The sequence below is a fragment of the Gordonia sp. LUNF6 genome (assembly GCF_047041125.1).
Lineage (GTDB): Bacteria > Actinomycetota > Actinomycetes > Mycobacteriales > Mycobacteriaceae > Gordonia > Gordonia sihwensis.
Genome location: NZ_CP178181.1, coordinates 2,748,528 through 2,766,426, shown reverse-complemented (window position 1 = coordinate 2,766,426; position 17,899 = coordinate 2,748,528). Strand labels below are relative to the sequence as shown.

The window sequence follows — 17,899 nt, the reverse complement described above, 5'->3', positions numbered from 1 at the left end:
GATCGCTCAGTCGAAGGAACGTGCATGTTTGCTGAAGAAGGTTCGGCCCCGGTGCCGCTGCGGGACGCCTCCACGGTCGTCCTCGTCCGAGACTCCGCCGACGGCATCGAGATCTTCCTCCAGCGCAGGGTCAAGCAGATGGCGTTCGCCGGCGGGATGACGGTGTTCCCCGGCGGCGGTGTCGACGATCGCGACCGCGATGCGGAGATCGCGTGGGCGGGCCCGGACGTGGACTGGTGGGGCGAGAAGTTCGGCACCGACGTCGAGACCGTGCGGGCGCTGGTGTGCGCCGCGGTCCGCGAGACCTTCGAGGAATGCGGGGTGCTCCTTGCCGGGTCGGCCGACGCCGTCCATCCGGACCCGGCGAGCCTGGCGGGTGAACGCGCCCGCCTGGTGAACAAGGAGATCTCGTTCGCACAGTTCTTGAACGAGCACGCACTGGTGCTGCGCACCGATCTGCTCGCGCCGCTGTCGCACTGGATCACCCCCAAGAACGAGGTTCGCCGCTACGACACCCGCTTCTTCCTCGCGGAACTCCCCGCCGGGCAGAACGCCGACGGCGAGACCTCGGAGGCGGCCGCTACCGAGTGGCAGACCGCGGAGCGAGCGCTGGCCGACTGGGAGGCGGGGCGGCACTTTCTGCTCCCGCCCACGTGGTCGCAGCTCCGAGAGGTCGCCCGGTACGCGACGGTCGCCGAACTGATGGCCGCCGAGCACGTCATCGCGCCGGTGGAACCGGCCATCGCCGACCCGGCAGGACTCCAGGGGCTCCGCTTCGCCGACTCCGACGAGTACCTCGCCTCGCTCGCCGACGGCCGGATGGAACGGCTCGGGGACACCGCGTCGTAGCCGGAGAGGGGCGCGGCATCCGGCGCGGGTGCTACTCGCCGGCGAGTCCGTCTCGGTCGGCCCACTCCAGCAGGGGGTCGAGCCGGAATGCGCGGTCGTCGATCGCGCGGTGAAGGTCGCCGAGTTCGGCGTAGCGGGCGGGCATCGTCGCGACGGTGAAGTCGTCCGGCTCGGCGTCGTCGATCTCGTCCCAGCGCAGCGGCGCCGAGACCGTGGCGCGGGCGTTCGCGCGGATCGAGTACGCGGCGGCCATCGTGTGATCCCTGGCGTTCTGGTTGAAGTCGATGAAGACGGCGTCGGGATCGCGGTCCTTGCGCCACCACGTCACCGTGGCGTCGCCGGGCAGCCGTCGCACCACTTCGGCACCGAAGGCGTGTGCGGCGCGGCGCACGTCGCCGAATCCCCACTCGGGTTCGATGCGAACGTAGACGTGCAGTCCGTGCCCGCCGGACGTCTTCGGGAATCCGCGGATGCCGAGTTCGTCGAGTATCTCGTGGACCACGTGCGCCACCCGGCGGACGCGGGCGAAGTCCGCGCCGGGCATCGGATCGAGGTCGATCCGCCACTCGTCGGGCTGTTCGACGTGCGAGCGCCGCGAGTTCCAGGGGTGGAACTCGACAGTCGCCATCTGTACGGCCCAGAGCACCGCCGCGGGCTCGGTCACGCACAGTTCGTGGACGGTGCGCGAGTACCGGGGGAAGAAGATGTCGACGGTCTGCACCCAGTCGGGCGCACCGGCTGGGAGCTTCTTCTGGTGGACCTTCTTCTCCGCCGTCCCGCGAGGGAAGCGGTGAAGCATGCACGGCCGTTCGTACAGAGCGCGGGTGATGCCGTCCGCGACGGCCAGGTAGTACCTCGCGAGGTCGAGCTTCGTGAGTCCGGCATCGGCGAAATAGACACGGTCGGGGCTGCTCACCCGCACGTCGCGAACCGACCCGTCGGGCCCGGGAACCTGCAGTACGACGGCTTCGTCACCCATGCGGCAACACTAATCCCTCTCGGGAGGGTTCAGGTGTCACATGCTTACCGCCCGGTTGGGTCGACGACCTGACTTACCGGTAGCCTGCCCTCATGGCTGAGTTTGTGACGCTGGAGACGTCCGAGGAACATCCGGGCGTCGGGACGATCCTGCTGAACCGTCCGCCGATGAACGCGCTGAACCGTCAGGTCCAGAATGAGCTCGCGGCGGCCGCCGACGAGGCGAGCGTGCGCGACGACGTCAAGGCCGTCGTCATCTACGGCGGGCCCAAGGTGCTGGCGGCGGGCGCCGACATCAAAGAGATGAACGATATGTCGTTCTCGGACATGCAGAAGGTCGCCGGACGTCTGCAGCGGGCGCTGGGGGCGATCGCCGAGATCCCGAAGCCGACGGTCGCGGCGATCACCGGTTACGCGCTGGGCGGCGGACTCGAGGTGGCGCTGGGCGCCGATCGGCGCATCGTCGGCGACAACGCCAAGCTCGGCGTGCCCGAGGTGCTGCTCGGAGTGATCCCCGGAGGCGGCGGCACGCAGCGGCTCGCGCGGCTGATCGGTCCCTCGCGGGCCAAGGACATGATCTTCACCGGTCGGTTCGTCGGTGCCGAGGAAGCTCTGCGGATCGGTCTCGTCGACCAGGTGGTGGCACCCGACGACGTGTACGACGAAGCGCTGAAGTGGGCGGGCCAGTTCTCCGGAGCGGCTTCGGCCGCCCTCGCCGCCGCGAAGACCGCCGTCGACTCGGGTCTCGAAGTGGACCTGGCCACCGGACTCAAGATCGAAGAACAGGCTTTCGCGGCCCTGTTCGCGACGCAGGACCGCACCATCGGCATGGAGTCGTTCGTAGCCAACGGCCCGGGCAAAGCCGAATTCACCGGAAAGTAGGGAAAGACCCGACAATGACCGCCATCGACGACCAGAACCCCGCCGATCCGTCCCCCACGGGCGTCGACGCCGCCGATCAAGTGGACCCGGCACCCAATCCGCATGCCACCGCCGAGCAGGTGGAGGCCGCGCTGAAGGACACCAAGCTCGCGCAGGTCCTCTACCACGACTGGGAAGCCGAGACGTACGACGAGAAGTGGTCGATCTCCTTCGACGAGCGCTGCATCGACTACGCCCGCGGTCGTCTCGACAAGATCCTTCCCGATGCGCCGCTGCCGTACGGCCGGGCCATGGAACTCGGTTGCGGCACCGGCTTCTTCCTGCTGAACCTGATGCAGTCGGGTGTGGCGGAGAAGGGCTCGGTCACCGATCTGTCGCCGGGCATGGTGAAGGTGGCGCTGCGCAACGCGGAGAACCTCGGCCTGGACGTCGACGGCCGGGTCGCCGACGCCGAGAGCATCCCGTACGAGGACGACACCTTCGATCTGGTCGTGGGCCACGCGGTGCTGCATCACATCCCCGACGTCGAGAAGTCGTTGCGGGAGGTGCTGCGCGTGCTCAAGCCCGGCGGCCGCTTCGTCTTCGCCGGCGAGCCCTCGACGTACGGTGACTTCTACGCCCGGTGGATGAGCCGCGCCACCTGGTGGGCCACCACCAATATCACGAAGTTCGGGCCGCTCAAGTCGTGGCGCCGGCCGCAGGAGGAACTCGACGAGAGCTCGCGCGCGGCGGCACTGGAGGCCGTCGTCGACATCCACACCTTCTCGCCCGAGGATCTGGAGCGACTGGCGACCAGCGCGGGTGCGGTCCAGGTCGAGTCGGCCGCGGAGGAACTCGCCGCTGCCATGCTCGGCTGGCCGGTCCGGACTTTCGAGGCCGCGGTGCCGCCCGAGAAGCTCGGCTGGGGCTGGGCGGGCTTCGCGTTCGGCGGCTGGAAGCGCATGACCTGGCTCGATGAGAACGTCCTCCGCAAGTTGGTTCCGCCGAAGTTCTTCTACAACGTTCTGATCACCGGAGTGAAGCCGGAGAAGTAGGGCACCCTCCGCAAACGATCGACGCACCGCTCGGCATCGGCGACCTCCTCCGCGAGGGGCCGGAGCCGGGCGGTGATCGCTATGGCGGCCCGGCGCCGTCGAACACCGCCACCCGGAAGTCGGTCATCAGCCGACGGCAGCGCGTGTAGAAATCCCGCCTCGTGGTGCCTATCGCGCGCAGCGCCGGCCCGTGGTCCAATGCCACCACCGCGATCACGACGGTCGCGAAGGTCTGCCACGCGCCGCCCGCCGGCCTGCGCGCCCATCGCGGTGCGGGCGCGAACGCCTCGCGCAACCGGCGTTCCTGGAAGCGGACGTGGTGGCGTTCGTCGTCCAGGATCCGCGACGAGACCTCGCGCAGCAGAGGGTCGGACGATGCGGCGAGCGCGCCGTAGTATTCCAGTGCGATGAGCTCGGCGGTCGCCAGTACCAGCAGTTCGCTCCGCAGTCCGAGGGCGCGCCGCGTCGCGACGAACACGCGGTCGGACCAGTGCCCGGCGATCGTCGGCGCCCCGGCTGCCCGAAGCAATTCGGCCAGCATGCGCGCGTGGTTCTGTTCCTCGGCGACGAACATCCGAACCGCCGCGGCGTAGTCGGGATCGCCGGTTGCTTCCGCAAGCCGGATCAGCGCAGCGCCGTCGCCGCTCTCGCCCACCTGGAACCGTTGCAGACTCCGGATCACCGGTGACGGGAGTCGGCTGCCGGCTCGCCAGTCGGGGTCCGGATTCTGCTCCCGGATACGGGACCGTGTCACGAACTCCTCGCTCCATGTCATGGTGCCGGTTATACCGGTTATCGCACCGACTAGGGTTGCGCTGTGGGTTACGAGTTCAGCATCGACGACGTCGACTACCTGCGTTCCCGGTACGGCGACAAGGCCCTCCAGAACGCGTCCGCGATGGCCCTGACTCCTGATTCGCTGCTGCGTGAGATGCCCGATCTGCGCTCCCGGTACGGCGACCGCGCGCCGGCGCTCGTCGAGACCGTCCTCAATCGCCGTAGGGCCGCCGGACGGTTGGCTCACGCCGATCAGCTGCTGGCGAGCGACACCGCGGTCCAGCAGGCCACGGCGGCGGCCGTGGCCGAGCACCGGGCGGCCGACATCGCGGCGCGCTATCTCGGAGCCGTCGTGCACGACGTGACCTGTTCCATCGGATCGGAGATGATGGCGCTGTCGGTGACGAGCGGCATCGCCGGTGTGATCGGCAGTGACGTCGATCCGGTCCGGTTGGCGATGGCCGACCACAACATGTCCCTGGGCGACGAGCGGCGCTCGCCGTGGCTGCTGGCGCGCGCCGACGCCCTCGCGCCGGTGTCGAACGCTGACGTGGTGATCGCCGACCCGGCGCGCAGGAATGCGCGTGGCCGAACCTTCAAGCTCGACGAACTCGATCCGCCGCTGTTGGAGTTGCTCGCGGTGTACGCCGGACGCGAGCTGGTCGTCAAATGCGCCCCGGGGCTCGACTACCGACTGCTGCGCGATCGGTTCGGTTTCGAGGGCCAGGTCCAGATCGTCTCGCTCGACGGCGGCGTCCGCGAGGCATGTCTGTGGAGCGAAGTGACGCAGCCGCGCCGCCGAGCGACCGTCCTGCGCTCAGCCGGCCGAGACTACGAGATCACCAGTGCCGATCCCGACGACATCGATCCGCCGGGAGTCGACGAGTGGATCATCGATCCGGACGGCGCGGTGGTTCGCGCCGGTTTGGTGCGGAACTACGCCCACCGACACGGGCTGCGGCAGTTGGACCCGCAGATCGCGTACCTGACCGGTGGCCGTGTGCCCGCGGGGGAGCGCGGCTTCCGGGTGCTCGACCAGCTGGGGGTCTCGGAGAAGAACCTTCGGGGCGCACTGGCGGCGCACGACTGCGGGAGTCTGGAGATCCTGGTCCGGGGGCTCGACGTGGACCCCGACCGTCTGCGAAAGCGGCTGAAGCTCAAGGGCTCCCGACCTCTTGCGCTGATCATGACGCGCATCGGTCGGTCGGGGACCGCGTTCCTGTGCGAGCCGGGTGTCCGGCGCTAAGACGTCGACTTCGGGCTGTAGTAGTACACGGCGCCGATATTGGTGGCGACCGCCAGGCGGCCGGTCGGCGAGACCGCGACGCCCGTCGCGAATCCCTTGGCGTCCGGCATCGGCAGTGTGCGTTCGGTAGCGCCCGAGCGTGTGTCGATCTCCATCAATTCGAGGTTCTGGTCGGCGCCGGTGCGGACCACCGTCCACGCGGTGCCCGCCGCGGTCATGCTCGACAGTCCCGTCGTCTGGAGGTCGTCGCGGCGAACGACTTCTTCGGCCCTGTCGCCGGCGTCGCGCAAGATCACCAGCGGGGCGCCGATGGTGCCCGCCGGGATGATCAGTCCGTCGGGAGAGACGGACATGGTGCCGAACCCGTATCCGCCGTTGTCGTGGGTCCACTTCACCGCGCCGTTGGACGCGTCGAGTGCGTTGATCCGGCCGTCGCTGCTGAAGGCGTAGACGGTCTTGCCGTCGGCCGACACGGTGGGAGGGCCGACCACACCGCCGGGAAGATCGGTGGCCCACTGGTCGGTGATCGCCTGGTGGTCGCCCTGGCGGGCGTACGAGAGCGCCTTCACCTGCGACGATTTCGCGCCCTGCGGGAAGAAGTTGAGGAAGAGGCGCTGGTGCGCCCAGTCGACGGCCGGGGGCGCGGAGATCGCGCATCCCGGCCCGCCGCTCACGCAGTCGCCCAGCCCGGTCAACGGGTCGGCGGCGGGCGCCGACCAGAGCTCGGCCTGCGGCATCGCGAGATCGCCGTTCTGTGAATTGAGTATCGTCACCTGGCCGAGCGACGTGGTCACCAGCACGTGGCCGGGGCCGACGAACTTGGCCGACGTCGGTACTCCGGCCACGTCCTTGCGCCAGCGGATCGCTCCGCCGCCGGTGAGCGCCAGGAACCGGCCCGGCTCTCCGATGTACGGCTGCGAGAACTGATCCACGACGGCCGCGTTGCCCCAGAAGCCGTCGGCCATGCGCTTGCAGAAGTTCTTCCGTCCCGCTCGCGAGTCGAGCACCAGGAAGTTGCAACCGACCGGCGTCCGTGCGCTGACGACGACGTCTCCGCCGCCGTTGAGGGTCACCGGACTGGTCACCGGGCCTCCGGTGGGCCGGGTCCACGACAGTTCGAGGTCGGCCGGCGGTCGTGCGAAGCTGTAGTTCGAGTTCGCATTGTTGCCGCCGTACGACGACCAGCCCGCCGCGGGCACCGACCGCACGTCCAGGTGACCGTCGGAGCAGGAGGCGACGATCAGCGCGGTCAGCGCCCCGAGAACGGCGGTGCGGAGGATCGCGCGCATACGTCGGCGTGCGGCCTGGGTCATCGTGCTCCGATCTGGTCGAGATGCGCGACTGCCGTCGCGCCCGCGCACGACTCTATCGTGTCGTGTCACCAGGCCAATCGTCCGCTGGCGGAGGTCTGTCGGAGACCGTCGTTTACTGTGTGTCTTCATGACCACGATGTGGAACGCCTCCTATCGTTCACGCTGGCGTGCCGGACGCCGCCGCGACCCGCAGCAGGTTCGTTTCCTGACGATGGACTCGCTGCGCTGGGTGAAGCGCAATCGCGCGTGGACACCGTGGTATCTCGTGCGCTACTACCGTCTGGCCAGGTTCCGGATGGCGAACCCGCACATCGTGCTGCGCGGCATGGTCTTCCTCGGCAAGAACGTGGAGATCCACGCGACGCCTGAACTGTCGCGGATGGAGATCGGGCGCTGGGTGCACATCGGCGACGGCAACTCCATCCGCTGCCACGAGGGCAGCATGCGCATCGGGGACAAGACCGTCTTCGGTTGCAACAACGTCGTCAACTCGTATCTCGATCTCGAGATCGGCGGATCGACGCTGATCGCGGACTGGTGCTACATCTGCGACTTCGACCATGTCACCGACAATCTCGACCTGCCGATCAAAGACCAGGGCATCGTCAAGGGACCGGTGCGAATCGGCCCGGACACCTGGATCGCCGCCAAGGTGACGGTGCTGCGCAACACCACCGTGGGGCGTGGCTGTGTGCTCGGTGCCCATGCGGTGGTGCGCGGAGTGATCGACGACTACGCGATAGCCGTCGGGACGCCCGCCCGCATGGTGAAGAACCGCAAGGAGGCGTGGGAGGCCGGCGCCGAGCAGCGCGCCGAACTCGAACGCGCCTTGGCCGACATCGAGCGCAAGAAGGCCGCCGCCCGGGGCGAGGACACCAGCGCAGAGTAGCGCCTCGGCCGATCCGGGGTCGGCTCACCGCGGCTGCCGATCAGCCGCCGGAGGTCAGCCGGCCGGAGCCACCGGAACCGGTTCGACGGAGGTCTCCGGCTGGGCGGCCGGGGCCTCCGCGGACGGAGCGTTGGGCGCAGCGGTGGTCGGCGGCGGCGTGCGCGCCTCACTCCAGACCCCGCCCGAGCGGCTCACCACGACGACGGTGCCGTCGGGTTCGGTGATCTCCAGCCGCTCACTCTGCGGCAGCCAGCGCACCGAACTCGACGACGGGAAGCTGCCCCGGTAGACGACCTCGGTCGAGGTCGCGTCCCGGATCGTCACCGCGCCGCCGTCGTCGTAGAACGCGAACTGTCCGGACGAGGTGAGCGTTCCGCCCGGCGGAAGTTCGGGGGTGGCGCTCGGACTGTCGGTGGTGGACGGCTGCGCCGGCTTCGACTCCGACGACCCTGGAGCGGTCGACGGGGACTCAGACGTGGAGGGGGCCGCGGAGCTCGACGGGGCTGCGGAGGTCGAAGCGGTCGCGGAACCGCTCGGGCTCGCCGTGGGTGCGGCCCGCGAGACGGATGACGGCGAGAGACACTCGAAGTAGGGCAGTGCCGGTGGGAGAAGTCGCGCGGCGTGGAACTGGACTTGGACGGTCAGTGTCCGCTGCGACGGGAAAAGGTAATCGTAGGCCCGCAGGGAAATGGTTAGAACGGTGTCGCCGCCGCCGAAGAGCAGGTCCCAGAGCCAAGTCCAGAAGCTGCCCCCTGTGATGTCCTTGGTGATGGTCGAGTTCGCGGGGTAAGCACTGGTCAGGAAAGTGTCAGCCTCGGTGGACGAGCCTTTCGTCACCGACAGGACGAATTTCCGGTTCGGGTCCGGCTGTGCCACGTTGGGCCAGCTGAATTGCACCGATTTCGAGAGTCCGAATCCAGGATTCGAGGCGGTACAGGCCAGAGAGATGGGGTCGGCCTCCCACCCGGTGGCCAGCGCGCCGGTTGCGGTCGCCTGGTCTGACTGCGCGGCTCGAGCCGGCCCGGAACCGTGTATGCCGGAGGCTGCGACGGCGATGACGGTCACCGCCGCGGTGCCGGCGAGCAGCCGATGAGCGATCTTCGTGTTCCGCCACCCCCGCGCGGGTGCGAATGCGATAGCCAGCAGGGCGGCTACCGCGAGGGCCTGGAGGGTGAGGGTGAGCGGGTTGGCGAGCCACGATGCGACGTACCCGAGGATCGGCACAGTGAAGAGAACGCGCCGTGCGTCGGCGACGATGTACCGGTTCGGGTCGGGCGCAGAGTTCGCATCGCCCTGCATCGTCAGTTCAGCGGACGCCGAGGACTTCGCGTCGACGGATACTACGCGATGGGTGACGCGTGTGCCGTCGTCGCGCACGACCGTGGCGACGTCTCCGGGCTCGAGGCGGTTCGCGTCGATGGTCTTCGAGATGCCGAGGGATCCCACGGGAATGGTCGGCGCCATCGATCCGGTCTCGAAGATCAGCGGCCGGATACCGAAGATCAGGGCCACGACCGTGGCGAGGAGGCAGAGTGCACCGAGAACCGCGCCCACGGTGAGCGCGCGATCGGCGAGGCGCCGAGGCCCGGCCGGCCTGGTCGGCGTGGCGGTTATCGGTTGAGTGGGGGCGTCGTCGTTCACGTGGCTATCCCGTCGCATCGAAGAAGAAGACGACGCTGCCTGCAGACCCGAGGTTGAGGCCCGCGTACTGCGCCGGCGTGTCGGTCCGGAGTGTGAGCTGCATGCACAGCCGCTCGCTGCTGCCGACCGCCAACGGCCGCGGGGGTACGCCAGTGAATTCAGTCTTCGCCGTGGAGACGTTCTGTGCCGAGACGAGGGTGGCCGATCCCGACGGACACACCGTGCCGGTCGACGTGCTGCCGACGGTGGCGTTCGCGGCGACGACTGTTGATTTCAGTGTCGTCCACCGGCCGACGTCGGTGGGCGGTGTGCCGGAAGTGCCGGTCGCCTGCACCGAGGGGACGTACGTGAGCGCGACCGAGCCGACATTCTGGACGTCCACCATTGCAGCAGTCGTGTAGGCCGGGAGCAGTGTTCCCGGGAAGGTGAGGGTCGCGGTGTGTGACCCGTTCGCCTCGATCTTGAGGACCCCGGTCGTGAACGTTCCCGACAGTGTCTGGGAGGTGGTGGACCACAGCGCCGAGGTACCTATCGCGCCGGTACCCAGGAGCACGCCGCACGCGAGCAGCGCGCGGACCCTCTTCGAGGTGACCGCCGTCTTCCATCCGGGTCTCACGATTCTGGCTCCTTCGAGGAAGGTCGCTCGGGAAGGGGATCGTCGGCACTGGCGTCGGCGATCGGCTGGGTCTGCGCGTCGCTGTGCACGGCGGCGAACGTCTCGGTCGGAGTGTCGTCCGCCGGCCCCGCGGCCGCTTCGGCGGCGGCTTTGTCACGGCGCTCCTGTCTCCAGTCGGTGTAGAACTGCCACGCGCCGTAAGCGAAGAGCAGTCCGGCGAGGACGAACACCGTCAGGGTGCGTTTGGCGCCGCTGAACCAGGTGTTGACATAGCCCAGAAGCGGAACCGAGTACCAGAGCACTCCGCGGACCTGCACCGGCCGGACCGGTGGGTCGACGGCGCTGTTGGCGTCGCCCTTGGTGATCAGCCGCGGCTGACCGGACGGCGACTTGTCGAATCCGACCACTCGGTGGGTCACCACACCGGGCTGTCCCGACTTCACCTGATAGGTGACCACATCGCCGACCTCGATCGACGAGAACGGACGCGGCTTCACCACGATCAGCGTTCCCGGCGGATAATCCGGCCGCATGGACCCGGTGAGTACGGAGTACGGCCGCGCCCCGGCGACCTTCGGTATCACGATGGTCGTGAACAGCACGGCGAATGCCGCGATGAGAAGAATCCAGCTGACCGTCTGCCACAGAATGTGCAGTGCTCGCTGACGCGGTGTGCGCTCCACCTCCGCCGAGCCGCCGGTCTCGGTCCGAGCCGATTCGTCGCCGGTCACGGGTTCTGTCCCGGCCGCAGCTGTCCGACGGAGAAGTCGAAGTTGATCTGATACTGGGCGGGCTGGGTGCCGGTGACGGACTTCAGCTGGGCCTGCACGCACCAGGTGCTCTCGGCGCCGACGTCGAGCACCTTCCAATCCGATGACGACGGGGACGTCAGCGCGATCGCCGTGTGCGGACCCGTGGTGTCGGTGGCGGGAAAGGCCCCGCTCAGATCCCCCGTGCCGCCGGGGCAGCCACCGACCGAACCCGACAGCCGTACCGTGACCGCCGAACCGGAGGACGTGATCGACGGCCCGGCGCTCGCGAGCAGGAACTTGATCCGCGTGGAACCGGTGTTCTTGATCTTCAGCGGCGCCTGCGTGAAGTTGCCGACCGCGATGTTCGTCCCCTGCAGTGCGGGGAAGGTGTGGGACGACGCTCCGTCGCCATGTGCATCGAGGCCGATGGTGCCCGTCTCGATGGTGCCTGGATTCCGAGTCTCCTCATCGGCCCACAGAGCCCCGGTGGTGTACACCGATCCGAAGATCAGTGACACCACCAGGACTCCGAGGGCTCCGAGCAGCAGTCTGCGCTGGGTCACGGTCCGGGGTTTAGCTCAGCGATTCTCCGTCAGGACGGCCGGACCTGGTTGAGTGTGATCTTCATATTGCTGACCTGCACCGAGGCGTTGGTGTCCTCGGTACCCGGTGTCGATTCCTTGAACTCGACCTGGACGGTCACGGGGAGCTCCTGCCCGTTCGTGACGTCGATCGGCGTGGTGGTGGTGTCGGTGCCGTTGACCGAGGTGGTCACGACGAAGTTGTCAGACGGCACGTTGGTGGTGCCGAGGTTCACGCCGAGCGTGGCCTTCATGTTCTTACCGGTCGCCGTGACAGTGCAGTCACCGGAGTACTTCCAGACGTCGCCGGGAACCATCAGGTCTTCGAGGGGATTGATCGCGCTGCCGCCGATCATGGTCGGCGAGACGTCGGTCCAGGTGCCGCCGGTGCCGCAGTCGAGCCCGAAGTCGCCGGTCGTGATGTTGCCGCCGACGATGTCCTCGGTGTCGTTCCACAGTGCGTACGATCCGACTCCGCCGAGCAGGAGGATCGCCCCCGCGCCGACGGCCAGTGCACCTTTGGTCTTACGGTTCATATCTCTTACCTCTGGTCGCGGTGGTCATCGTCGACGCCACCGAACTCGAAATTCGTGACGTTGTGCCACTGACCAAGTAATCGCAGACGTCCGAATAGGCCGTTACCTTCTGTAATCGAACCGTTATGCGCATCGGGCATGTCGTCCACAGGCGCATGGGCCGAAAGGCCTCGATCAGGGCTGCGACGGGTCTCGATCGGGCATCGGGCGCATCGGAATGTCCGGACGGCCGAGGTCACGCGGCGGGCGTCGGCGCGCAGCCGCGTACACCGATGCGGTGCGCTTGGCGATCGACTGCCAGGTGAATTCCTCGCCCAGCCGGGTACGGGCGCGACGGGCGCGCTGCTGCGTCGCCGCCGGGTCGTCCAGGGCCTCGCAGACGGCGACGGCGAGTCCCTCCGGATCGAAGGGGTCGAAGGTCCAGCCCGTCTCGCCGTCGGTCACCGCTTCGCCGAGCCCGCCCGCCGTGGACGTGATCAACGGGATGCCGGTGGCGGCTGCCTCGAGGGCGACGATGCCGAACGGTTCGTAACGGCTCGGCAGGACGATCGCGTCGCAGCGGTGCATCAGTTTCAGCAGGCCGTCGTGGTCCTGCCGTCCGACGAAGTCGACCGCGGCCGTCACCTGATGTTCGAGGGCCAGCTGACGCAGCCAGCCGATCTGGGTGCCATCGCCCGCAACCGTGAGGTGCGTGCCGGGGTGCGCCCGCCGGATCACCGGGAGTGCCTCGAGCAGATCCTGCACGCCCTTCTCGAACTCGAGCCGACCGGCGAAGAGCAACTCGGGCGGACCGCTGCGCGGGCGTCGATCCACGAACCGCCAGGTGCCGACGTCGATTCCGTTGTGGATCACGGTGATCGGCGCCAGGTCGGGGCCGAAGAGAGTCGCCACCTCCTCGCGCATGGACGCCGAACAGGTGATCAGCGCGTCGGAGGCATTGGCCAGCCACCATTCGACCGAGTGAACCTGCCGGTTGATGTGGCCGGCCACCCATCCGCTGTGCCGCCCGGCTTCGGTGGCGTGAAGAGTCGAGACCAGCGGAACGTCGAAGTACTCGGCCAGCGCAACCGCGGGGTGGGCCACCAGCCAGTCGTGCGCATGCACCACGTCCGGCGGCGGGCCGTCACGCAGGAGGCGCAGGCCGGCGCGGACGAACCCGTGGCCCATCGCCAGCGTCCACGCCATCATGTCGGCGCCGAAATCGAACGCCGGCGGGTCTTCGGCCACCGCGATCACACGGACGCCGTTCACGACGGTGTCGGTGGTGGGATGGGTCCGGGCGTCGGTGCCCGACGGCCGGCGGGTCAGCACCGTCACCTCGTGGCCCAGGCCGGCGACGGCCTCGGTGAGATGGTGGACGTGGCGGCCGAGGCCCCCGACCACCACTGGCGGGTACTCCCAGGAGACGATCAGCACACGCATCAGAACCCGCCTTCGCGGCTCGGCAGACGGCGGGCGTCGAGTGCGCCGAACAGATTGTCGGCGCGGCGCCACCCGGCGGCCAGCCCGGCGGCCCGCTGCTCCTTGCCCGCATCGGAGGCCTCGCAGATCTCTCGCGTGGCGTGCGCATGCTTGTACGCGCGGTCCTGGGCGTAGCCGGCGGCGGTGTCCTTCGAGATCATGAACGGCCAGTCGGACTGCACCGTCAGCAGCGTCTCGCGCAGAATCTGGTCGGCTACCTCGTCCCGCACGTCCGGAATCCCGTGACCGCCGTCGAGCCGCTTGTCGAGGGAATCGAGCGCGGTCGCGGTGACCTCCTCGTTGAGCCGCACCAGGTGCTGCACCTGCGGACCCTCCCAGACGCGCCAGTCCTTGCCCGAGCCCCACGACGAGTCGTCGATCCGGACCGGGTCGCCGACGAATCCGTTCCGCCGGGCGGTGGCGAGCGATCCGACCGTGATGCCCGACTCGGGCAGCCTGCGCATGAGCCGCTCGAGCCACACCGGTCCCTCGTACCACCAGTGGCCGAACAACTCGGTGTCGAAGGCGGCGACCACGTGTGCGGGGCGGCCGATCCGGTCCGACTCGGCGATGAGCCGTGAGCGCACGCAGTCGATGAAGTCGTCGACGTGCTTGTCGATCACGGGGTTCACGAGCGCCGGATAGTAGGGCTTCTTGGCGTCACCCGGCACGTTCTTGCCGGTGACCCGAACGGGTTTGAAACCGGTCAGGTGATCGTAGGTGTGGAAGTCGCGGTAGTTCGCGTGCCCGGGGTAGCCGGACTTCGGCGACCACACGCGGTAGCTGACGGTCAGATCGCGTCCGAACGCGACGACGTCGGAGTCGCCCACCGGGCGGCCGAGCGCCGTGTCGCCGTGCAATGTGGGGCCGTCGACCATGAAGTGGCCTACGCCGGCAGCGGCGTACTCCTGCTCCATGCCCGGCGTGTACGCGCACTCCGGCGCCCAGATGCCCGACGGCTGCGTGCCCCAGCGCAACCGCGCGTCGGCGAGACCCTCCCGGAGGGAGAACTGCCGGAGTCGTCGGTCGAGCAGCGGCTGGAAGGGATGGGCGAGCGGTCCGCCGAGCAGTTCGATCACCCCGGCGGAGACGAGCGGACGGATCTGCGGGCTGCCGCCGTGCCGCCACTGCGACTCGAAATCGGCCAGTGCTCCGGCGGCCGCACGGAACTCGCGGTGGCCCATCGCACGACGGTCGGCGTCCGGTGAGGTCGCGGCCTCCATCGCGCGCAACTGCCAGTCGGCCAGCCACTCGTACATCGACGTGGCGCAGTGCGGGTCGTCGAGCTGCGCGGCCAGCACCGGGGTGATGCCCAAGGAGATCAGGTCGGTGTATCCGTCGTCGGCGAGGCGTCGCAGGGCGGCGAAGACGGGCTGGTAGCAGTGTGCCCACGACTGGTACAGCCATTCCTCGCCGACCGGCCAGCGGCCGTGATTGGCCAGCCACGGCAGATGCGAATGCAGCACCAGGGTGAACTGGCCGGGTACCTTCTCGGCGCGCGGTGCAGCGGCGGTCGTGCTCATCACGGCTCCAGATCGAGGGTCGTCAGCGGCGCACGGCCACGGCGAGCAGGTCGAGACTCGCGTCGATGTCGGCGTCGTCGGCGGAGAGGATGTCGAAATCGGAGGTCGCCACCGCGGCGACGTCCGCGGCCAGGTCGGCGGGCCACTCGTCTCCGGCGAGTGCGCGGTCGATCTGGGCGTCGATGATCGATCCACCCCATTTCGCGTCGAGGTCGCGCAGCGCCGGGCCGTGGTGGACGCCGAGCATCTGCCGGACGTCGAAGGCCGCCGCGCCGGCGTCGGCGGGCCCGTTCGGCGCGGCCGCTCCGGTCAGCAGTTCGGTCAGTTCGGCCGCGCTGAGCTCCCGGGTGTGGAACGGGTTCAGCGGAGTGTCGCGGCCGGGGGAGAAGGTGATGCGGTTCGGGGTGCTCATCAGGAGCACCCCGCCCGGGCGGAGAACGCGGTGGCACTCGGCGACGAAGGCGCTCTGGTCCCACAGATGTTCGATCACCTGGAAGTTGACGACCACATCCACCGATCCGTCGGTCAGCGGGAGGTCGATCAGATTGCCCCGGTGGACGACCAGTTCGGGGTACCGGCGGCGTGTGTGCTCGACGGCCTGCTCGTCGTAGTCGACGCATGTCACCGACTTCGCGCGCGCGGCGATCATCGACGCGCCGTAGCCCTCACCCGATCCGGCTTCGAGGACGTCGCGGCCCGCGCAGTGGTCGAGGATGTACTCGTAGGCCACCTCGTGCCTGCGGAACCAGTAGTTCTCCGCGGCGATTCCGGGTACGGTGCGTTCACCGGTGAGCGCGAGCTGATCGGACTGCGGTGTCGCCTGGTAATCGGTCACCGCCACGACCTTAGTACCCGTGCGGGTGGGCGCCTGCATGCGGGAAGTGATCGGTGCCATGTTCTCGTCGCCGAGTACCAGCCGCTAAAGTGATGAGTGAACCATGGCCTTACCGGCCGGTAAGTTGCCGAACCCGATGCAGGAGGTCGACGTAGACCCATGACGAATATTGTCGTTCTGATCAAGCAGGTTCCCGACACGTGGTCCGAGCGCAAGCTCGCCGATGGCGATTTCACGCTCGACCGGGAAGCCGCCGACGCAGTGCTCGACGAGATCAACGAGCGCGCTGTGGAAGAGGCGCTGCAGATCAAGGAAGCCAACGGCGGCGAGGTGACGCTGCTGTGCGCCGGTCCCGAGCGCGCCACCGACGCCATCCGCAAGGCTCTGTCGATGGGTGCGGACAAGGCCATCCACATCAAGGACGACCTGATGCACGGCAGCGACGCGGTCCAGACCGCCTACGTTCTGGCGTCGGCGCTGGGCACCATCGAGGGCGTCGAGATGGTCATCGCGGGCAACGAGGCCACCGACGGTCGCAGCGGTGCTGTGCCGGCGATGATCGCCGAGTACCTCGAGCTGCCGCACCTGACCCACCTGCGCAAGCTGGAGATCGACGGCGAGACCCTGCGCGGTGAGCGGGAGACCGACGAAGGCATCTTCAACGTCGAGGCCACCCTGCCGGCGATCGTCTCGGTCAACGAGAAGATCAACGAGCCGCGCTTCCCGTCCTTCAAGGGCATCATGGCCGCCAAGAAGAAGGAAGTGAATGTCGTGACCCTCGCGGAGATCGGCGTCGAGGCCGACACCGTCGGTCTGTCCAACGCGGGCAGCACCGTCACCGGCGTCACCCCGAAGGCCGAGAAGACGGCCGGCGAGCGCGTCACGGACGAGGGCGACGGTGGCGTCAAGGTCGCCGAGTTCCTGGTCGCGTCGAAGATCATCTGATCGCGCCCACCACTTCATCTGGCGAACCCATAGACATTCAGGAGAACAATCATGGCTGAAGTACTCGTGCTCGTTGAGCAGGACGCCGAAGGTGGGCTGAAGAAGGTCACCAGCGAGCTCATCACCGCGGCGCGCGCCCTCGGCACCCCGTCCGCTGTCGTCGTCGGCAAGCCGGGCTCGGCTGCCGGCGTCACCGCGGGTCTCACCGAGGCCGGCGCCGAGAAGATCTACGTCGCCGAGTCGGACGACGTCGCGAACTACCTCATCACCCCCAAGGTCGACGTGCTGTCGCAGCTGGCCGAGGCGAACGGCGCCGCAGGCGTCCTCGTCGCCGCCACCGCGGACGGCAAGGAGATCGCCGGCCGTCTGGCCGTGCGTCTGGGCTCGGGTCTGCTGACCGACGTCATCGAGGTCAAGGAGGGCGGCGCAGGCGTGCACTCGATCTTCGGTGGCGCGTTCACCGTCGACGCGCAGGCCGGCGGCGACACCCCGGTCATCTCGGTGCGCCCCGGCGCCGTCGAGGCCGCGCCGGCCGCCGGTGCGGGCGAGGTCGTCGAGGTCGAGGTTCCGGCTCAGGAAGGCGGTGTGAAGATCACCGGCTTCGCGCCGAACGTCGGCGGCGACCGCCCCGAGCTCACCGAGGCGTCGATCGTCGTCTCCGGTGGCCGCGGTGTCGGTTCGGCCGAGAGCTTCTCGGTGGTCGAGGCACTGGCCGACTCGCTCGGTGCCGCTGTCGGCGCATCGCGTGCCGCCGTCGACTCGGGCTACTACCCGGGCCAGTTCCAGGTGGGTCAGACCGGCAAGACCGTGTCGCCGCAGCTGTACATCGCCCTCGGCATCTCGGGCGCGATCCAGCACCGTGCCGGCATGCAGACCTCGAAGACCATCGTGGCCGTCAACAAGGACGAAGAGGCCCCGATCTTCGAGATCAGCGACTTCGGCATCGTCGGCGACCTGTTCAACGTCGCCCCGCAGCTGACCGAGGAGATCAACAAGCGCAAGTGATGCGCTGATCTTCGCGTAAGCGTCGAGATCGCCCCG

The 17,899-nt window shown here is 68.5% G+C and carries 18 protein-coding genes; 7 read left to right on the top strand and 11 right to left on the bottom strand.

Translation table 11 applies throughout. The features are described 5' to 3' along the window. Nucleotides 1-24 precede the first annotated feature (24 nt). Entirely contained in the window at nucleotides 25-849 is an 825-nt protein-coding gene (locus tag ACK8HH_RS12960) for an NUDIX hydrolase (protein ID WP_062366993.1), read from the top strand. Between the two features lie 31 nt (nucleotides 850-880). Here ACK8HH_RS12960 and ligD read toward each other — a convergent pair whose 3' ends face one another. Continuing rightward, nucleotides 881-1,828 carry a non-homologous end-joining DNA ligase gene (gene ligD / locus ACK8HH_RS12955; protein WP_006895881.1) on the bottom strand — a complete coding sequence of 316 codons (948 nt, stop codon included), beginning with the start codon at nucleotides 1,826-1,828 and terminating at the stop codon, nucleotides 881-883. A gap of 92 nt (nucleotides 1,829-1,920) precedes the next feature. Here ligD and ACK8HH_RS12950 point away from each other — a divergent pair, with 92 nt between their 5' ends. Together ACK8HH_RS12950 and ACK8HH_RS12945 are read left to right on the top strand one after the other, a co-directional pair. Continuing rightward, nucleotides 1,921-2,709, top strand: a complete 789-nt coding sequence (locus ACK8HH_RS12950; protein ID WP_006895882.1) for an enoyl-CoA hydratase/isomerase family protein — start codon at nucleotides 1,921-1,923, stop codon at nucleotides 2,707-2,709. Nucleotides 2,710-2,723: 14 nt separating this feature from the next. Beyond that, nucleotides 2,724-3,743, top strand: a complete 1,020-nt coding sequence (locus ACK8HH_RS12945; protein WP_006895883.1) for a class I SAM-dependent methyltransferase — start codon at nucleotides 2,724-2,726, stop codon at nucleotides 3,741-3,743. A 79-nt stretch (nucleotides 3,744-3,822) separates the two neighbouring features. Here ACK8HH_RS12945 and ACK8HH_RS12940 read toward each other — a convergent pair whose 3' ends face one another. After that, on the bottom strand, nucleotides 3,823-4,497 hold the full coding sequence (locus tag ACK8HH_RS12940; protein WP_052692370.1) for a ferritin-like domain-containing protein: 675 nt from the start codon (nucleotides 4,495-4,497) through the stop codon (nucleotides 3,823-3,825). 63 nt (nucleotides 4,498-4,560) lie between these two features. Here ACK8HH_RS12940 and ACK8HH_RS12935 point away from each other — a divergent pair, with 63 nt between their 5' ends. Next, nucleotides 4,561-5,766: a THUMP-like domain-containing protein gene (locus tag ACK8HH_RS12935; protein ID WP_045537037.1), complete on the top strand. Its 1,206-nt coding sequence runs from the start codon at nucleotides 4,561-4,563 to the stop codon at nucleotides 5,764-5,766. On the opposite strand, the gene ACK8HH_RS12930 is transcribed toward ACK8HH_RS12935, so the two are convergent. After that, entirely contained in the window at nucleotides 5,763-7,079 is a 1,317-nt protein-coding gene (locus tag ACK8HH_RS12930; RefSeq protein WP_062366992.1) for a PQQ-binding-like beta-propeller repeat protein, read from the bottom strand. The two genes, ACK8HH_RS12935 and ACK8HH_RS12930, sit on opposite strands and share 4 nt — an antisense overlap. 127 nt (nucleotides 7,080-7,206) lie before the next feature. Between ACK8HH_RS12930 and ACK8HH_RS12925 the strand changes: the two genes are divergently transcribed. Next, nucleotides 7,207-7,968 carry an acyltransferase gene (locus tag ACK8HH_RS12925; protein WP_045537040.1) on the top strand — a complete coding sequence of 254 codons (762 nt, stop codon included), beginning with the start codon at nucleotides 7,207-7,209 and terminating at the stop codon, nucleotides 7,966-7,968. Between the two features lie 54 nt (nucleotides 7,969-8,022). Here the strand turns inward: ACK8HH_RS12925 and ACK8HH_RS12920 are convergent, their stop codons facing one another. From ACK8HH_RS12920 to ACK8HH_RS12885, 8 genes are all read right to left on the bottom strand, one after another. Then, the gene (locus ACK8HH_RS12920; protein WP_062366990.1) at nucleotides 8,023-9,609 is read right to left on the bottom strand and encodes a S26 family signal peptidase; all 1,587 of its coding nucleotides are present in this window, start codon (nucleotides 9,607-9,609) and stop codon (nucleotides 8,023-8,025) included. Nucleotides 9,610-9,613: 4 nt separating this feature from the next. Further along, nucleotides 9,614-10,225 (bottom strand): hypothetical protein, encoded by a 612-nt coding sequence (locus ACK8HH_RS12915; protein ID WP_006895889.1) that lies wholly within the window; start codon nucleotides 10,223-10,225, stop codon nucleotides 9,614-9,616. Beyond that, nucleotides 10,222-10,956 carry a signal peptidase I gene (locus ACK8HH_RS12910; RefSeq protein WP_062366988.1) on the bottom strand — a complete coding sequence of 245 codons (735 nt, stop codon included), beginning with the start codon at nucleotides 10,954-10,956 and terminating at the stop codon, nucleotides 10,222-10,224. The genes ACK8HH_RS12915 and ACK8HH_RS12910 overlap by 4 nt, the downstream gene beginning before the upstream one ends. Continuing rightward, nucleotides 10,953-11,540 carry a hypothetical protein gene (locus ACK8HH_RS12905; RefSeq protein WP_412475237.1) on the bottom strand — a complete coding sequence of 196 codons (588 nt, stop codon included), beginning with the start codon at nucleotides 11,538-11,540 and terminating at the stop codon, nucleotides 10,953-10,955. Before ACK8HH_RS12905 ends, ACK8HH_RS12910 begins: the two co-directional genes overlap by 4 nt. 29 nt (nucleotides 11,541-11,569) lie before the next feature. After that, nucleotides 11,570-12,094 (bottom strand): alternate-type signal peptide domain-containing protein, encoded by a 525-nt coding sequence (locus tag ACK8HH_RS12900; RefSeq protein ID WP_006895892.1) that lies wholly within the window; start codon nucleotides 12,092-12,094, stop codon nucleotides 11,570-11,572. 174 nt (nucleotides 12,095-12,268) lie between these two features. Beyond that, nucleotides 12,269-13,516, bottom strand: coding sequence for a glycosyltransferase family 4 protein (locus ACK8HH_RS12895; RefSeq protein ID WP_006895893.1), 1,248 nt, complete (start codon nucleotides 13,514-13,516; stop codon nucleotides 12,269-12,271). Further along, nucleotides 13,516-15,078: a glycoside hydrolase family 57 protein gene (locus tag ACK8HH_RS12890; protein WP_062366984.1), complete on the bottom strand. Its 1,563-nt coding sequence runs from the start codon at nucleotides 15,076-15,078 to the stop codon at nucleotides 13,516-13,518. The genes ACK8HH_RS12895 and ACK8HH_RS12890 overlap by 1 nt, the downstream gene beginning before the upstream one ends. A 22-nt stretch (nucleotides 15,079-15,100) precedes the next feature. Next, nucleotides 15,101-15,973: a class I SAM-dependent methyltransferase gene (locus ACK8HH_RS12885; protein WP_375003903.1), complete on the bottom strand. Its 873-nt coding sequence runs from the start codon at nucleotides 15,971-15,973 to the stop codon at nucleotides 15,101-15,103. 99 nt (nucleotides 15,974-16,072) lie between these two features. Here ACK8HH_RS12885 and ACK8HH_RS12880 point away from each other — a divergent pair, with 99 nt between their 5' ends. Next, nucleotides 16,073-16,858, top strand: a complete 786-nt coding sequence (locus ACK8HH_RS12880) for an electron transfer flavoprotein subunit beta/FixA family protein (protein WP_045537049.1) — start codon at nucleotides 16,073-16,075, stop codon at nucleotides 16,856-16,858. A 51-nt stretch (nucleotides 16,859-16,909) separates the two neighbouring features. Beyond that, the gene (locus tag ACK8HH_RS12875; protein ID WP_006895905.1) at nucleotides 16,910-17,863 is read left to right on the top strand and encodes an electron transfer flavoprotein subunit alpha/FixB family protein; all 954 of its coding nucleotides are present in this window, start codon (nucleotides 16,910-16,912) and stop codon (nucleotides 17,861-17,863) included. Nucleotides 17,864-17,899: the final 36 nt, after the last annotated feature.

What these genes read in the sequence shown, in the direction of transcription:
- ACK8HH_RS12960 (WP_062366993.1), top strand. Translation starts at nt 25, where the DNA reads ATGTTTGCTGAAGAAGGTTCGGCCCCGGTGCCGCTGCGGGACGCCTCC.
- ligD (WP_006895881.1), bottom strand. Translation starts at nt 1,828, where the DNA reads ATGGGTGACGAAGCCGTCGTACTGCAGGTTCCCGGGCCCGACGGGTCG.
- ACK8HH_RS12950 (WP_006895882.1), top strand. Translation starts at nt 1,921, where the DNA reads ATGGCTGAGTTTGTGACGCTGGAGACGTCCGAGGAACATCCGGGCGTC.
- ACK8HH_RS12945 (WP_006895883.1), top strand. Translation starts at nt 2,724, where the DNA reads ATGACCGCCATCGACGACCAGAACCCCGCCGATCCGTCCCCCACGGGC.
- ACK8HH_RS12930 (WP_062366992.1), bottom strand. Translation starts at nt 7,079, where the DNA reads ATGACCCAGGCCGCACGCCGACGTATGCGCGCGATCCTCCGCACCGCC.
- ACK8HH_RS12925 (WP_045537040.1), top strand. Translation starts at nt 7,207, where the DNA reads ATGACCACGATGTGGAACGCCTCCTATCGTTCACGCTGGCGTGCCGGA.
- ACK8HH_RS12900 (WP_006895892.1), bottom strand. Translation starts at nt 12,094, where the DNA reads ATGAACCGTAAGACCAAAGGTGCACTGGCCGTCGGCGCGGGGGCGATC.
- ACK8HH_RS12895 (WP_006895893.1), bottom strand. Translation starts at nt 13,516, where the DNA reads ATGCGTGTGCTGATCGTCTCCTGGGAGTACCCGCCAGTGGTGGTCGGG.
- ACK8HH_RS12890 (WP_062366984.1), bottom strand. Translation starts at nt 15,078, where the DNA reads ATGAGCACGACCGCCGCTGCACCGCGCGCCGAGAAGGTACCCGGCCAG.
- ACK8HH_RS12885 (WP_375003903.1), bottom strand. Translation starts at nt 15,973, where the DNA reads ATGGCACCGATCACTTCCCGCATGCAGGCGCCCACCCGCACGGGTACT.
- ACK8HH_RS12880 (WP_045537049.1), top strand. Translation starts at nt 16,073, where the DNA reads ATGACGAATATTGTCGTTCTGATCAAGCAGGTTCCCGACACGTGGTCC.
- ACK8HH_RS12875 (WP_006895905.1), top strand. Translation starts at nt 16,910, where the DNA reads ATGGCTGAAGTACTCGTGCTCGTTGAGCAGGACGCCGAAGGTGGGCTG.